11 protein-coding genes and 1 tRNA gene are annotated in these 15,249 nt (G+C 72.5%); 10 read left to right on the top strand and 2 right to left on the bottom strand.

Features of this window, described 5'->3' with window-relative positions; all coding sequences use genetic code 11:
• Positions 1 to 285: 285 nt before the first annotated feature.
• From gltB to QUG93_RS01265, 4 genes are all read left to right on the top strand, one after another.
• The gene (gltB, locus tag QUG93_RS01280) at positions 286 to 4,803 is read left to right on the top strand and encodes a glutamate synthase large subunit (RefSeq protein WP_289471810.1); all 4,518 of its coding nucleotides are present in this window, start codon (positions 286 to 288) and stop codon (positions 4,801 to 4,803) included.
• Between the two features lie 65 nt (positions 4,804 to 4,868).
• Positions 4,869 to 6,326: a glutamate synthase subunit beta gene (locus tag QUG93_RS01275; protein ID WP_289471809.1), complete on the top strand. Its 1,458-nt coding sequence runs from the start codon at positions 4,869 to 4,871 to the stop codon at positions 6,324 to 6,326.
• 140 nt (positions 6,327 to 6,466) lie between these two features.
• Positions 6,467 to 7,912: a pyruvate kinase gene (pyk, locus tag QUG93_RS01270; protein WP_289471808.1), complete on the top strand. Its 1,446-nt coding sequence runs from the start codon at positions 6,467 to 6,469 to the stop codon at positions 7,910 to 7,912.
• Between the two features lie 306 nt (positions 7,913 to 8,218).
• Positions 8,219 to 9,295, top strand: a complete 1,077-nt coding sequence (locus QUG93_RS01265; protein ID WP_289471807.1) for a VIT1/CCC1 transporter family protein — start codon at positions 8,219 to 8,221, stop codon at positions 9,293 to 9,295.
• A 30-nt stretch (positions 9,296 to 9,325) separates the two neighbouring features.
• Here the strand turns inward: QUG93_RS01265 and QUG93_RS01260 are convergent, their stop codons facing one another.
• Both QUG93_RS01260 and QUG93_RS01255 read right to left on the bottom strand, forming a co-directional pair.
• Positions 9,326 to 9,865 carry an HdeD family acid-resistance protein gene (locus QUG93_RS01260; protein ID WP_289471806.1) on the bottom strand — a complete coding sequence of 180 codons (540 nt, stop codon included), beginning with the start codon at positions 9,863 to 9,865 and terminating at the stop codon, positions 9,326 to 9,328.
• Between the two features lie 160 nt (positions 9,866 to 10,025).
• Complete coding sequence (locus QUG93_RS01255) at positions 10,026 to 10,535, bottom strand: hypothetical protein (protein WP_289471805.1); 510 nt, start codon at positions 10,533 to 10,535, stop codon at positions 10,026 to 10,028.
• A 149-nt stretch (positions 10,536 to 10,684) separates the two neighbouring features.
• On the opposite strand from QUG93_RS01255, the gene QUG93_RS01250 reads away from it, so the two are divergent.
• From QUG93_RS01250 to QUG93_RS01225, 6 genes are all read left to right on the top strand, one after another.
• Entirely contained in the window at positions 10,685 to 11,368 is a 684-nt protein-coding gene (locus QUG93_RS01250; protein WP_289471804.1) for a response regulator transcription factor, read from the top strand.
• Positions 11,369 to 11,385: 17 nt separating this feature from the next.
• On the top strand, positions 11,386 to 12,960 hold the full coding sequence (locus QUG93_RS01245) for a sensor histidine kinase (RefSeq protein WP_289471803.1): 1,575 nt from the start codon (positions 11,386 to 11,388) through the stop codon (positions 12,958 to 12,960).
• Positions 12,957 to 13,514 (top strand): MOSC domain-containing protein, encoded by a 558-nt coding sequence (locus QUG93_RS01240; RefSeq protein ID WP_289471802.1) that lies wholly within the window; start codon positions 12,957 to 12,959, stop codon positions 13,512 to 13,514. The genes QUG93_RS01245 and QUG93_RS01240 overlap by 4 nt, the downstream gene beginning before the upstream one ends.
• A gap of 41 nt (positions 13,515 to 13,555) precedes the next feature.
• A tRNA-Leu gene (locus QUG93_RS01235) sits at positions 13,556 to 13,636 on the top strand.
• Between the two features lie 288 nt (positions 13,637 to 13,924).
• Complete coding sequence (locus QUG93_RS01230) at positions 13,925 to 14,530, top strand: ANTAR domain-containing response regulator (protein ID WP_022903868.1); 606 nt, start codon at positions 13,925 to 13,927, stop codon at positions 14,528 to 14,530.
• A gap of 235 nt (positions 14,531 to 14,765) precedes the next feature.
• Positions 14,766 to 15,236 (top strand): GNAT family N-acetyltransferase, encoded by a 471-nt coding sequence (locus QUG93_RS01225; RefSeq protein WP_289471801.1) that lies wholly within the window; start codon positions 14,766 to 14,768, stop codon positions 15,234 to 15,236.
• Positions 15,237 to 15,249 lie beyond the last annotated feature (13 nt).

Here is a 15,249-nt window from a genome sequence, read left to right as displayed (position 1 = left end):
GACGGTACCCGCCGACCACGACGATCCACCGCACGGTCGAACCGCCACGAGCGGCTCACCCTCCTCGCGCGCCGTCCACGCACCCTCCCGGACGCCGCGCACGGGCACCAGTCCCGCCCGCTCGGGCGGAACGCACCACCGGGCCACCGACGTCCCTGTTCCACTTCCTCGTGAGGACGGTTCCCCATGGCGCTCCAGCCAGACCCTGCCCCCCGTTCGACGCGCTCGACCCGGCCGCTGCCGCCGGCGCACCGCCGATTCTCGGCCGTGCCCGAGGCGGCCGGCATGTACGACCCTGCGAACGAGAAGGACGCCTGCGGCCTCGCGATGGTCGCGACGCTCCGCGGCACCGCCGGGCACGACATCGTCGACGCCGCCCTCGGCGCGCTGCGGAACCTCGAGCACCGCGGCGCGGTCGGCTCGGACGCCGGCACCGGTGACGGCGCGGGCATCCTGTGCCAGGTGCCCGACGCGTTCCTGCGCGACGAGGTCCCCTTCGAGCTTCCCGCGCCGGGGGAGTACGCCGTCGGCACGGCCTACCTGCCCGTGGACGAGGACGAGCGCCACGCGGTGCAGGGTGCCGTCGAGCGCATCGCGCGCGAGGAGGGCCTGAAGGTCCTCGGCTGGCGCGAGGTGCCCGTGCGCCCCGAGGTCCTCGGCACGCTGGCCCGTGCTGCGATGCCGGCGTTCGCCCAGCTCTTCGTCGCCTCGACCCGGCACGACGTGCACGGTGCCGCCTGGAACGGGATCGCCCTGGACCGTCAGGCGTTCCGGCTCCGCAAGCGCGCGGAGCACGACGTCGAGGTCTACTTCACGTCGCTGTCGAGTCGGACGATGGTGTACAAGGGCATGGTCACGACGCTGCAGCTCGAGCCGTTCTACCCCGACCTCAGCGACGAGCGCTTCGCGTCGAAGCTCGCGATCGTGCACTCGCGGTACTCGACGAACACCTTCCCGTCGTGGCCCCTCGCCCAGCCCTTCCGCACGCTCGCGCACAACGGTGAGATCAACACCGTGCGCGGCAACCGGAACTGGATGCGGGCGCGGCAGTCGCAGCTCGAGAGCGAACTGCTCGGCGACCTCGCGCCGCTGCTGCCGATCGTCAGCCCCGGTGCCAGCGACTCGGCGTCGTTCGACGAGACGCTCGAGCTCCTCACGCTGACCGGCCGCAGCCTGCCGCACGCCGTGTCGATGATGGTGCCGGAGGCCTGGGAGAACCAGGTCGGGATGGACCCGGACCTCCGGGCGTTCTACGAGTACCACTCGATGCTCATGGAGCCGTGGGACGGACCGGCTGCGATCACCTTCACCGACGGCGCGATCGTCGGCGCCACGCTCGACCGCAACGGGCTGCGCCCCGGCCGCTTCCTCGTGACGGACGACGGGCTCATCGTGATGGGTTCCGAGACCGGTGTGATCGACGTCCCGCCGGCGAAGGTCGTCCGCAAGGGCCGCCTGCGTCCGGGCCGCATGTTCGTCGTCGACACCGAGGCCGGCCGCATCATCGAGGACGACGAGGTCAAGCGCGAGCTCGCCGCTTCCGGCCCGTGGGCGCAGTGGCTCGACGAAGGGCGCATCAACCTCGCCGACCTGCCCGAGCGCGAGCACATCGTGCACACCCCGGCGTCGGTGACCCGGCGGCAGCGCGCCTTCGGCTACACCGAGGAAGAGGTCCGCATCCTGCTGCGTCCCATGGCGCAGACCGGCGCGGAGCCGCTGGGTGCCATGGGGTCGGACACGCCGATCGCGGTGCTCTCCGAGCGACCGCGCCTGCTGTTCGACTACTTCACGCAGCAGTTCGCCCAGGTGACGAACCCGCCGCTGGACTCGATCCGCGAGCAGGTCATCACCTCGATGGGCATGGGCCTCGGTCCGGAGCGCAACCTGCTGAGCGCGGGTCCGGAGCACGCGAAGCAGATCGTGCTCGACTTCCCGGTCATCGACAACGACGAGCTCGCGAAGATCCAGCACTTCGAGACGACGTCCGGACGCCACCTGACCGTCACGATCAAGGGCCTGTACCGCGTCGACGCGGGCAAGAAGGCGATGCAGAAGCGCATCGCGGCCGTCTGCGACGAGGTCGACCAGGCCATCGAGTCGGGCAAGCAGTTCATCGTGCTGTCCGACCGCGACGGCAACGCGGAGCAGGCGCCGGTCCCGAGCCTGCTGCTCCTCGCCGCCGTGCACCACCACCTCATCCGCACGGAGCAGCGCATGAAGGTCGGGCTCATCGTCGAGGCCGGCGACGTCCGCGAGGTCCACCACGTCGCGACCCTGATCGGGTACGGCGCCTCGGCGATCAACCCGTACCTGGCGATGGAGACGTGCGAGAACCTCGTGCGCTCGGGCATGATCACCGGCATCACGCCCGAGCAGGCCGTGAAGAACGTCATCAAGGCGCTCGGCAAGGGCGTCCTGAAGATCATGTCGAAGATGGGCATCTCGACGGTGTCCAGCTACGCCGGCGCGCAGGCGTTCGAAGCGGTCGGGCTCAGCCAGGACTTCGTCGACCGGTACTTCACGGGGACCTCGTCGATCCTCGGCGGCGTCGGCATCGAGGTCATCGCGAAGGAGAACGCCGAGCGGCACGCGCAGGCGTACCCGCAGGACGGCGCGGTGCTCTCGCACGAGCGCCTGCAGACCGGTGGCGAGTACCAGTGGCGCCGCGAGGGGCCGCCCCACCTGTTCAACCCGGACACGGTCTTCCGCCTGCAGCACGCGACGCGTGCCCGCCGGTACGACATCTTCCGTGAGTACTCGCGCGCGGTGGACGACCAGTCCGAGGAGCTCATGACGCTCCGCGGCCTGTTCCGCTTCCGCCACGGCGTGCGGGAGCCGATCGCGCTGGACGAGGTCGAGCCGATCGAGTCCATCGTCAAGCGGTTCAACACCGGCGCGATGTCGTACGGGTCGATCTCACAGGAGGCGCACGAGACCCTCGCGATCGCGATGAACCGGCTCGGCGCGCGCTCGAACACCGGCGAGGGCGGCGAGGACGTCGAGCGCCTGCTCGACCCCGAGCGTCGCAGCGCGATCAAGCAGGTCGCCTCCGGCCGCTTCGGCGTCACGAGCATGTACCTGACGCACGCGACGGACATCCAGCTCAAGATGGCGCAGGGCGCGAAGCCGGGTGAGGGCGGTCAGCTGCCCCCGACCAAGGTGTACCCGTGGGTCGCCCGCACGCGGCACGCGACCGCCGGCGTGGGACTCATCTCGCCGCCGCCGCACCACGACATCTACTCGATCGAGGACCTCAAGCAGCTCATCTTCGACGTGAAGCGGGCGAACCCGTCCGCACGCGTCCACGTGAAGCTCGTGAGCCAGTCCGGCATCGGCGCGGTCGCGGCCGGCGTGACCAAGGCACTCGCCGACGTGGTGCTCGTCTCCGGCCACGACGGCGGGACGGGTGCGTCGCCGCTCAACTCGCTCAAGCACGCGGGGACACCGTGGGAGATCGGCCTCGCCGAGACCCAGCAGACCCTGATGCTCAACGGGATGCGCGACCGCGTGGTCGTGCAGGTCGACGGGCAGATGAAGACCGGCCGCGACGTGGTCGTGGCGGCGCTGCTCGGTGCCGAGGAGTACGGCTTCGCGACGGCACCGCTCGTCGTCGAGGGCTGCATCCTGATGCGGGTCTGCCACCTCGACACCTGCCCGGTGGGCGTCGCCACGCAGAACCCGGAGCTGCGCAAGCGCTTCACGGGCAAGCCGGAGTTCGTCGTGAACTTCTTCGAGTTCATCGCCCAGGAGGTCCGCGAGCTCCTCGCCGAGCTCGGCTTCCGGTCTCTCGACGAGGCGATCGGACAGGTCGACGCGCTCGACACCGACCGTGCCGTCGAGCACTGGAAGGCGTCCGGGCTTGACCTGGCACCGGTGCTGCACGGCCCGGAGTTCGGTCGTGAGGAGCCGCGCCGTCACCTCCGCGAGCAGGACCACGAGCTCGACGAGCACTTCGACGTCCAGCTCGTGCAGCGCACCGCTGACGTCCTCGAGCACGGCGGGTCCGTCGCACTCGACCTGCCGATCCGGAACACCGAGCGCGCCGTGGGCACGATGCTCGGCCACGAGGTCACGCTCCGCCACGGCGAGCACGGGCTGCCCGCGGGGTCGATCGACATCACGCTGCGCGGATCGGCCGGGCAGTCGCTCGGCGCGTTCCTGCCGGCCGGCATCACGCTCCGTCTCGTCGGCGACAGCAACGACTACGTCGGCAAGGGCCTGTCCGGGGGCGCGATCGTCGTCCGACCGGACTCCGAGTCCGCGTTCGAGCCGTCGGAGAACGTCATCGCCGGCAACGTCATCGGCTACGGCGCCACCCAGGGCAGCATGTTCATCCGCGGCATCGTGGGAGAGCGCTTCCTCGTCCGCAACTCCGGCGCGACGGCCGTCGTCGAGGGCGTGGGCGACCACGCGCTCGAGTACATGACCGGTGGTCTCGCGCTGATCCTGGGCGAGACCGGCCGCAACCTCGGCGCCGGCATGTCCGGTGGTACGGCGTACGTGCGCGGGCTCCGACGCGAGCACGTCAACGCGGACGCCCTGGCGAGTGGCGAGCTGCGGCTCGGGGAAGTCGACAGCGCCGACGTCGAGATCGTCACCGACCTGCTCCGGCAGCACCACGCCGAGACCGGGTCGACCCTCGCGGGCGACCTGCTCGAGTCCGGCGACCTGGGCGACTTCGTCAAGGTGCTCCCGCGCGACTACGCCGCGGTGCTCGAGACCCGACGGCAGGCGGTCGACGAGGGCCTCGACCCCGACGGCACCGTCGTCTGGAACCGCATCCTGGAGGTGACCGGTGGCTGACACGTCCACGGCGCGTCCCAGTACCGACCACCCCACCCTGAACCAGAACGAGCAGGAGGCGAACCATGGCTGACCCGAAGGGCTTCCTCAAGGTGCAGGAGCGCGAGCTCCCGCCCCGTCGTCCCGTGCCGTTGCGGCTCATGGACTGGAAGGAGGTCTACGAGCAGCAGGACTCCGGCGCGCTCAAGCGACAGGCCGGCCGGTGCATGGACTGCGGTGTGCCCTTCTGCCACCAGGGCTGCCCGCTCGGCAACCTGATCCCCGAGTGGAACGACCTGACGTGGCGCGGCGAGGGCCGGCAGGCGATCGAGCGGCTGCACGCGACGAACAACTTCCCGGAGTTCACCGGGAAGCTCTGCCCGGCTCCGTGCGAGGCGTCCTGCGTGCTCGGCATCAACCAGCCGCCGGTGACCATCAAGCAGGTCGAGGTCTCGATCATCGACGAGGCGTACAAGAACGGCTGGGTCACCCCGCACCCGCCGGAGCGGCTGACCGGCAAGACGGTCGCGGTCGTCGGCTCCGGTCCGGCCGGACTCGCCGCCGCGCAGCAGCTCACCCGCGCCGGGCACACCGTCGCCGTGTACGAGCGTGACGACCGGATCGGTGGTCTGCTCCGCTACGGGATCCCGGACTTCAAGATGGAGAAGCGCCAGATCGACGCGCGCCTCGCCCAGATGCAGGCCGAGGGCACCCGGTTCCGCGCGGGTGTGGAGATCGGCGTCGACATCACGTGGGACGACCTGAAGTCGCGCTACGACGCGGTCGTGGTCGCCACCGGCGCCACCGTGCCGCGCGACCTGCCCATCCCGGGCCGCGACCTCGCGGGCGTGCACTTCGCGATGGACTACCTCGTCCAGCAGAACAAGGCGGTCGCCGGCACGACGGTCGACAACCAGGTCACCGCGGAGGGCAAGCACGTCGTGGTCATCGGCGGCGGCGACACCGGTGCGGACTGCATCGGCACCGCTCACCGACAGGGCGCCCTGAGCGTGACGAACCTGGCGATCGGCAAGCAGCCGCCGCTGGAGCGTCCATCCGACCAGCCGTGGCCGATGTTCCCGACGGTGTTCGAGGTGACGAGCGCCCACGAGGAGGGCGGCGAGCGGCACTTCCTCGCCTCGACCGTCGAGTTCCTCGGCAACGCCGCCGGCGAGGTCCGCGCCCTGCGTGTGGCCGAGACGGAGTACCTCGACGGACGCCGCGTGCCGAAGGCGGGCACCGAGCGTGAGATCCCGGCGGACCTCGTGCTCATCGCGATGGGCTTCACCGGTCCGGAGACCGACACGATCGAGCCGCAGCTCGGGCTCCCCGCCACGGTGTCCGGCGCGGTCGCGCGGCAGGCCGACTACTCGACGAACGAGCCCGGCGTGTTCGTCGCCGGGGACGCCGGCCGCGGACAGTCGCTCATCGTGTGGGCGATCGCCGAGGGCCGTGCGGCCGCCTCGAAGGTCGACGCGTACCTCGAGGGCTCGACGATCCTGCCCGCCCCCGTCAAGGCGACCGACCGTGCCCTCACGATCTGACCTCGTGAACCAGCACGGAACACCGGTCCGACAGTGACCAGCAGGCCACCGGCACTCGATAGGGTGCTGGTGGCCTGCTCTCGTTCCGCGCGGCCCCACAGCGCGGAAACCCGGCACCATCCACCACACGAAGGAATCCATTGAGACGCGCAAAGATCGTTTCGACGCTCGGTCCGGCTACGTCGGACTACGAGACCGTCAAGGAGATCATCGAAGCGGGCGTCGACGTCGCCCGCCTCAACCTCAGCCACGGTGACTACAGCGTCCACGAGGCCAACTACGAGAACGTGCGCCGCGCGGCCGAGGAGCTCGGCAAGCCGGTCGCGATCCTGGTCGACCTGCAGGGCCCGAAGATCCGCCTGGCGAAGTTCGCCGACGGCCCGCACGAGCTCGCCGTCGGCGACGTCTTCACGATCACGACCGAGGACGTCCCCGGCTCGAAGGAGATCTGCGGCACGACGTTCAAGGGCCTGCCGCAGGACGTCAAGCCCGGCGACCCGCTGCTCATCGACGACGGCCGTGTCCGTCTGCGCGTGCTCGACACGGACGGCGTGCGCGTGCGCACCGAGGTCGTCGTCGCCGGCACCGTGTCGAACAACAAGGGCATCAACCTGCCCGGCGTCGCCGTGAACGTCCCCGCGCTGAGCGAGAAGGACGAGGCGGACCTCCGCTGGGCGATCCGTCAGGGCGCCGACCTGATCGCGCTGTCGTTCGTGCGCAACGCCGCCGACGTCGAGCGCGCCCACGAGATCATGGACGAGGAGGGCAAGCGCCTCCCCGTCATCGCCAAGGTCGAGAAGCCGCAGGCCGTCGACGCGCTCGAGGAGATCATCGACGCGTTCGACAGCATCATGGTCGCCCGCGGTGACCTCGGTGTCGAGCTCCCGCTCGAGGCCGTCCCGATCGTGCAGAAGCGCGCGGTCGAGCTGTCCCGCCGGATGGCGAAGCCGGTCATCGTCGCGACGCAGATGCTCGAGTCGATGATCTCCTCGCCGATCCCGACCCGCGCGGAGACCTCCGACGTCGCGAACGCCGTCCTCGACGGCGCGGACGCGGTCATGCTCTCGGGTGAGACCAGCGTCGGCGAGTACCCGGTGCAGACGGTCCGCACGATGGCGCGCATCGTCGAGTCCACCGAGGACCACGGCCTGGAGCGCATCGCCCCGCTCGGCACGAAGCCGCGCACGCTCGGCGGCGCGATCACCCTCGCCGCGGTCGAGATCGCGGAGTTCACCGAGGCGTCGTACCTCTGCGTCTTCACCGAGTCCGGCGACTCGGCGCGCCGCATGTCGCGACTGCGCCACGGCCTGCCGATCATCGCCTTCACCCCCAACGAGGCCACGCGTCGCCGCATGGCACTCACGTGGGGCGTGCGGTCGTTCCTCGTCGAGCGGAAGACCCACACGGACGAACTCTTCTCGCAGGTCGACGACGTGCTGCTCGCGAACGGTCTCGCTGCTCCCGGCGACCGGGTGATCGTGACGGCCGGTTCGCCTCCCGGCATCGAGGGGTCGACCAACGACCTCCGTGTGCACCGTGTCGGCGACGCGCACGCCGAGGCGGCGCCCGCCTACGTGCGGGACTGACCTGGTCACCGCACTCGGACACGCCGACAGGGCGCGGACGGGAGGCACGGCGCGACACCGCGCTCGGCCTCCGTCCGCGCCCTGTCGCGTCCCACCCTCGCGGCGCCTCGCGCCGCGCCGCGCCGCGAGGGCGAGCCTCGTCTCTCCGGACACCTTCGTGCCCCGACGGGTGCGGGAGCGTCCGCCTGGCCGAGCCTCGGCGCCGCGCCGCCGCGCCGCCGCGCCGCCGCGCCGCCGCGCCGCCGCGCCGCCGCGCCGCCGCGCCGGCGCGACCACCCGCCGACGGGACCGGGCAGGATCGGTGCTGTGAGCCTCCAGGACGAACGCCCCACCACACCCACCGCAGCGGACGTCCGCCGCTGGCGCCGCTACCTGGCGGACGAGCGGGCGGAGGCCGCGGTCTACCGCAACCTGTCGACCCGCAGGACCGGTGAGGAACGCGAGATCCTCGCCGCCCTCGCCGACGCGGAGGGACGCCACGAGCAGCACTGGCTCGACCTGCTCGGCGACGACGTCGGGCGGCCGCTCCGCGGCAGCCTGCGCACCCGGGTGCTCGCCGCGCTCGCGAAGCGCTTCGGTTCGGTGTTCGTGCTCGCGCTCATGCAGCGCGCCGAGGACCGCTCGCCGTACGCCGAGGACGACGACGCGACCGCGCGGATGGCGGCCGACGAGCGGATCCACGGGGAGGTCGTGCGCGGCCTCGCGAACCGCGGGCGGATGCGCTTGTCGGGCACCTTCCGCGCAGCGGTGTTCGGCGCCAACGACGGGCTCGTGTCGAACCTCGCGTTGATCATCGGCATCAGCGCCTCCGGAGCAGACCGGCACTTCGTGCTCCTCAGCGGCATCGCCGGGCTGCTCGCCGGTGCGCTGTCGATGGGTGCGGGGGAGTACGTGTCGGTGCGGTCACAACGCGAACTGCTCGACGCGTCCGCGCCGCACCCCGAGGCCGGACGGGCGGTGGCCGACCTGGACGTCGACGCGAACGAGCTCGCGCTGGTGTACCGGGCTCGTGGGATGGACGAGGCCGCTGCCCGGGAACACGCGGCAGAGGTCCTCGGCGGTCGCACGGTCACGGCCGCCACCGCGACCGACGAGCACGAGGCGGTGGGGAGCGGCACGAGCGCGGCGGTGTCGAGCTTCTGCTTCTTCGCCTCCGGTGCGATCATCCCGGTGCTGCCGTACCTGTTCGGGCTCGAGGGGTGGCCGGCGATCGTCCTCGCGGCCGTGCTGGTCGGCATCGCGCTCCTCGGCACCGGCGCCGTCGTGGGCGTGCTCAGCGGGGCCTCACCGCTCAAGCGCGCGCTGCGGCAGCTCGCCATCGGGTTCGGAGCCGCCGTGGTCACGTACGGGCTGGGCCTGCTGTTCGGGACCGGGAGCGCGTGACGCCGTCGTGAGCGGCTGTTGCCCGACGCCTCAGCGGCGGGCAGCCGCGCGCGGCGGCAGCAGCAGGAGTGCCGCAGCGCCGACGACGACGAGCGCGATGCCGGAGAACACCGTGAACACCGTGAGCGCGAGCCCCGGCGCGACGAGCACGACGACCCCGCCGATGACCGAGAGCAGACCGCTCACCGCGGTCGGCAGCCGCGAGGAACCCGGGTGCCCGACGACTGCACCGACGAGCGCGGCGACGCCCTCGAGCAGGAACGCCACCCCCGCCAGCACGGCGTAGGCCAGCAGGGGGATCGCCGGATCGACGAGTGTCACCAGGCCGGCGACTGCGACCAGGCCGCCGACGACCCCCGACGTCCACCGCCAGACGGCGGACGTACCGTGTCCGCGCACCGCCGCGACCACGCGCATCGCACCCGCCGCCACCAGGTAGACGCCGAAGACGAGCGCGACGAGGACGAGGGACGGCTGGGGCCAGACGACGGCGACGATGCCGAGCGCGATCGCGACCACGGCCGTGACGACGACGAACGCGCGGAACGACCGCACGGCACGAGAGTCCACGGGTGCCCCTTCCGCTCGGTCCGCGTGGACACCGACGGTACCCGTGGGAGCGCTTCGGCGTCCGCTGTCGAGACCGGGGCACCCCGGTCCGGCCGGGAGGCGCGCCGTGCGTCGACCGTGCGGCCGACGGCGGGCGCCTCCCGCACCGGGCGTGCTCCGCTCAGGATCCGGAGGTCGGCGCCGGCGTCGCGGAGCCGTCCGTGCCCTTCGGCGGGGTGGGTGCGTCGCCGTCCTTCGGCTTCGGAGCATGCCCGTCCTTCGGCTTCGGGGCATCCGTGCCCGTCGGCGGGGTCGGGGCGTCCGTGCCCGTCGGCGGGGTGGGGCCCTTGCCGTCCTCCGGCTTCGGTGCGTCGCCCGCCGCTGGCGGGGCCGCCACGCAACCGGGAGCCGGAGCAGCGCCAGGGCCCGTGCCCTCGGCACCCGGGCCGGGGGCGCCCTCTGCGCCCGGGGTGGGAGCGCCGCTCGGTGCGCCGCTGGGTGCGCCACTGGGAGCCCCCGTCGGCGCGCTCGGCGTGCTCGAGGTGCCGGTGCCGTCGGCGACGGCCGCGGTCACGCCGAGACCGCCGAGGAGCAGTGCCGCGGCAGCAGCGGAGCCGATCCCCACGCGACGCAGCGTGCGTCGACGGCGCTCGGGAGCGGAGACGGGCTGGGCGTGTCGTTCGTCCTGCATGGTGTGCCTTCCGTGTCGGTGTCGCGGGACCGGGTCGGTCCGGCGACGAGGACGACGGTCGAGCTCGAATCTGAAGCAGGACTGAAGCACAGGGGTCCTCCAGCGTCCTCCATGCTCCTTGCGGGCAGTTCCCACCTAGCGTGTCCGCCGTGAACGCACCCGCACGTGTCCTGGTGGTCGAGGACGACGACTCCCTCCGCACCGCCGTCGCGACGACCCTGCGCGCCGAGGGCTTCGTCGTGACCGACGCGACCGACGGCCGGTCGATCGCCGAGGACCTCGACCGTGCCGCCCCCGACCTCGTGCTCCTCGACTGGATGCTCCCCGGCCCGAGCGGCATCCTGCTCGCAGCGCGGGTGCGGCAACGGTCGGACGCGGCCGTCGTGATGATGACGGCGCGCGACGAACTCGACGACCGACTCCGAGGCTTCGCCGAGGGTGCCGACGACTACGTGGTGAAGCCCTTCGCGATGGCGGAGCTCGTGGCAAGGGTGACCGCGGTGCTGCGTCGACGGGGACGGGTCCCGTCGGTGATCGAGGTCGGGGACCTGGTGGTCGACCCCGAGGGCGCGACCGTCCGACGCGGTGGTGTCCTGCTCGACCTGACCGCCACGGAGTTCCGACTGCTGCGCTTCCTCGCCGAGAGCCGCGGCCGGACGGTGTCCAAGGGGCAGATCACGACGCAGGTCTGGGGGTACGAGGACATCGCGCCGAACCTGGTGGAGGTGCACCTCAGCGCGCTGCGCCGCAAGATGGAGGCACACGGGCCCCGACTCGTGCACACGGTCCGGGGGCTCGGCTACCGGCTCGCGGTGGACCGGGGCGCGGCGTGATCCCGGCGGGCGGACGGTTGCGCACCACGTCGCTGCGGCTCCGGACCGTGGTGGCGGTGCTCGTGCTGCTCGCGGTGCTGCTCGCCGGCCTCGTCGTCGCGGTCGAGGCGGTGCTCGGTGCCCGGCTCCGCGCCCAGGTCGAGGACCGGCTGCGGGACCGGGCTGCCGCCGCCGCAGCGCTCGTCGGGGTGCTCGACGCCGACGATCTGGCCGACCGGTTGTCGGCGCAGGGGCTCTCCGTGCGGATCGTGCAGTCCGACGGTGCCGCGGTCGAGGCCGGTCCGACCCCCGACCAGCTCCGCTCCGGGCCACCCGACCCGGCAGGGCTCCCGGGCCCGGCGGCGCGCGAGCGGTCGTCCGGTGGCTCGTCGAGCCCAGGATCGTCGGCGCCGGGATCGTCGGACCCGGGATCGTCCTCGGCCGGCTCGACCAGGTCCGGGGCGGGGGCCACGACGACGTCCGGTGCATCCGTCGTGTCCGCCGACGTGCGCGACGACGACGGCGTCCTCACGCTCCGGTCCGTCCTCGACGACGGCACCCGCATCACGCTCACCGCCGGGACGCGCGACGTGCAGGAGACCCTCGCGCAGCTCGGGTGGGTGATGGGCGGGGCGTCCGCGGCCTTCCTCGGGGTCGCCGTGGTCGGTGTCGTCCTGGTCGTCCGTCGCGCGTTGCGTCCGCTCGACGAGGTCACGGCGACGGCGCGCTCGATCGCCGACGGCGACCGCGGTCGGCGGCTGCGACCCGCACGGACCGACACCGAGATCGGCCGCGTGGCCGCCGCCTTCGACGAGATGCTCGACGCCGTCGAGGGCGCCGAGGCCCAGGCCGTGGCGGCCGAGGAGCGCGTCCGCGGGTTCCTGTCGGACGCCGCACACGAACTCCGCACGCCGGTGGCCGGGGTCCGCGCGGCCGCGGACACCCTCGTGCGGAGCGGCGGCGACGACCCGGCGACGACCGAGGTCCTCGCCGTGCACGTCGTCCGGCAGGCGGACCGTGCAGCGCGCCTCGTGGACGACATGCTCACCATGGCCCGCCTGGACCGTGGGATCGCCCTCGACCGACGGCCGACCGACCTCGTCGCGTGGCTGCGTGCCGAGGTCGACCGGCTCGGACTCCGGCTGCCGGGTACCGCCCTGCGTCCCGAGCTGCCGTCCGGACCCGTCCGTGCGGACGTGGACCCCGACCGGCTCGCGCAGGTGCTCGCCAACCTCGTCGACAACGCCGCACGCGCCACGGGTGGGACGGGGACCGTGCGGCTGTCCCTCGCCGCCGACGGTGACGGAGCGGTGCTCGAGGTCGAGGACGACGGCCCCGGCATCCCGCTCGGGGACCGGGAGCGGGTCTTCGACCGGCTCGTGCGGCTCGAGGACGCTCGCGACGTCCGGTCGGGTGGTGCGGGACTCGGTCTGCCGATCGCCCGCGGCATCGCGGTCGCCCACGGCGGCACCCTCGTCCACGGGGACGACGGCACGCTCGGTGGCGCCCGGTTCGTGCTCCGCCTGCCACGGACCTGCCGGTCCGTCGAGCCCGGGTCGGCAGCAGGTCGGGGTGTCGACCGGGCGCCCGTGTCTGCCACGATGGAGGCGTGAGCACTCGTCAGGAGACCGGTCGGGTCGTCGCCGTGGGTCGCGACGCCGAGCACCGCTTCAGCAAGCCCGTCGTGGAGGAGATCACCCTCGTCGCGGGGTGGGGCGTCGAGGGCGACGCCCACGCCGGCGCCACCGTGCAGCACCGGTCCCGCGTCGCCCGGGACCCCTCGCAGCCGAACCTCCGACAGGTGCACCTGCTGCACGCCGAGGTGTTCGACGAGGTCGCGGCGGCCGGGCACACCGTCGTCCCCGGGGACATGGGGGAGAACGTCACCACGCGCGGTGTCGACCTGCTCGGGTTGCCGACCGGGACGCTGCTCCACCTCGGTGACGAGGCCTCCGTCCGCGTCACGGGGCTCCGGAACCCGTGCCAGCAGATCAACGACTTCGACCCGGGGCTGCTCCGCGCGGTCCTCGGCCGGTCCGAGGACGGCAGCGTGGAGCGCAAGGGCGGCGTGATGGGCGTCGTGGTCACCGGCGGTACGGTCCGAGCCGGCGATGCCGTCCGTGTGGAGCTGCCCGCGGGGGAGCCGCAGCCGCTGGTGCCGGTGTGACGGCCGGAGGCGGACCCGGGCCCTGCTAGCCTGGTGCCCTCGCGAGTGTGGTGGAACGGTAGACACGGGGCACTCAAAATGCTCTGCCTCACGGCGTGCGGGTTCGAGTCCCGCCACTCGTACAAGGTCGCTCACGGCGTGCGGGGCTGCGCACACGGAGCGTCCCGCCACTGGTACAAGGTCGCTCACGGCGTGCGGGGCTGCGCACACGGAGCGTCCCGCCACTCGTACGAGGTCGCTCACGGCGTGCGGGGCTGCGCGCGCGGAGCGTCCCGCCACTCGTACGAGGTCGCTCACGGCGTGCGGGGCTGCGCGCACGGAGCGTCCCGCCACTCGTACAGAACGGCCTCCTTGAACGGTGCCTCCACAGTTGACGGAAGCCGCGCGCTCCGTCTAGTAGGCTCTCGGTCGTGAGTGACACAGAAGCAACCCCAGCAGCACCGCGTCGCGTCGTCGTCGCCGAGGACGAGTCGCTCATCCGTCTCGACATCGTCGAGATCCTCCGCGACAACGGGTTCGACGTGGTCGGTGAAGCCGGTGACGGTGAGACCGCCGTGCAGCTCGCGACCGACCTCCGCCCGGACCTCGTCGTCATGGACGTCAAGATGCCCCAGCTCGACGGCATCTCCGCGGCCGAGAAGCTCTCCAAGAACCACATCGCTCCGGTGGTCCTCCTCACGGCGTTCAGCCAGAAGGACCTCGTCGAGCGCGCGACCGAGGCCGGCGCCCTCGCGTACGTCGTGAAGCCCTTCACCCCGAACGACCTCCTCCCCGCGATCGAGATCGCCCTCTCGCGGCACCAGCAGATCATCACGCTCGAGGCCGAGGTCGCCGACCTGGTCGAGCGCTTCGAGACGCGCAAGCTCGTCGACCGCGCCAAGGGCCTGCTCAACGAGAAGATGGGCCTCACCGAGCCCGAGGCGTTCCGTTGGATCCAGAAGGCCTCGATGGACCGCCGCCTGACCATGCACGACGTCGCGAAGGCGATCATCGAGCAGCTCAGCGCCAAGAAGTAACGCGGCACCCACCGCTCACGCCACAGCGCCGCCGGACACCGTCCGGCGGCGCTGTCGCGTCGTCCGGCCGTTCCGACGGTCCTCGGTGGAGCAGTTGCTGTCGGGTCGGCGGGCGCCACCCGACAGCAACTGCTCCACCGAGGGCACGGGACACGGGCTCCGTGCGTGTGTGCGCGTCGGACGGGAGGCGCGGGTCGGCCCCGCCGCAGCGGCGACCACCTGGCAGGGTGGAGCGATGGACGACGTGGTGATCCGTGCCTCCCGGCTGGAGGACATGCCTGCGGTGGCCGACCTCCGGTGGCGGTGGAGCGTGGACGAGGACGGCACCGCCCCGGCGGTCACGCCGGCGGAGTACCGCGAGGCGATGACCGCGTTCGCACGGGAGCACGCTGCGACGCACCGGTGCGTCGTCGCCGAGCGGGACGGCACGGTGCTCGGCATGGCCTGGCTGGCGCTGAACGCCCGACCGCCGGCACCGCACCGACCACGGGGGCGTGTCGCCGCGGAACTGCAGACGGTCTACGTGCACCCGGACCTGCGCGGTGGCGGGGTCGCTGCCCGACTGGTCGACCGGCTGGTCGAGACCGCGGACGAGCTCGGCGCTGAGCGCATCGTGGTGCACTCGAGCGTCGTGGGGGAGTCGCTCTACCGACGGCTCGGGTTCGGGGACGCGCGACTGCTGCTGCAGCGCCCGCCGGAGGACTGACCGGTCCGGACCG

It is taken from the genome of Curtobacterium caseinilyticum, from assembly GCF_030363035.1.
Classification (GTDB): Bacteria; Actinomycetota; Actinomycetes; order Actinomycetales; family Microbacteriaceae; genus Curtobacterium; species Curtobacterium caseinilyticum.
Note: the sequence above shows the minus strand (reverse complement) of the source record. Positions and strands in the feature narration are given on the sequence as shown.

What these genes read in the sequence shown, in the direction of transcription:
- gltB (WP_289471810.1), top strand. Translation starts at nt 286, where the DNA reads ATGTACGACCCTGCGAACGAGAAGGACGCCTGCGGCCTCGCGATGGTC.
- QUG93_RS01275 (WP_289471809.1), top strand. Translation starts at nt 4,869, where the DNA reads ATGGCTGACCCGAAGGGCTTCCTCAAGGTGCAGGAGCGCGAGCTCCCG.
- QUG93_RS01255 (WP_289471805.1), bottom strand. Translation starts at nt 10,535, where the DNA reads ATGCAGGACGAACGACACGCCCAGCCCGTCTCCGCTCCCGAGCGCCGT.
- QUG93_RS01225 (WP_289471801.1), top strand. Translation starts at nt 14,766, where the DNA reads ATGGACGACGTGGTGATCCGTGCCTCCCGGCTGGAGGACATGCCTGCG.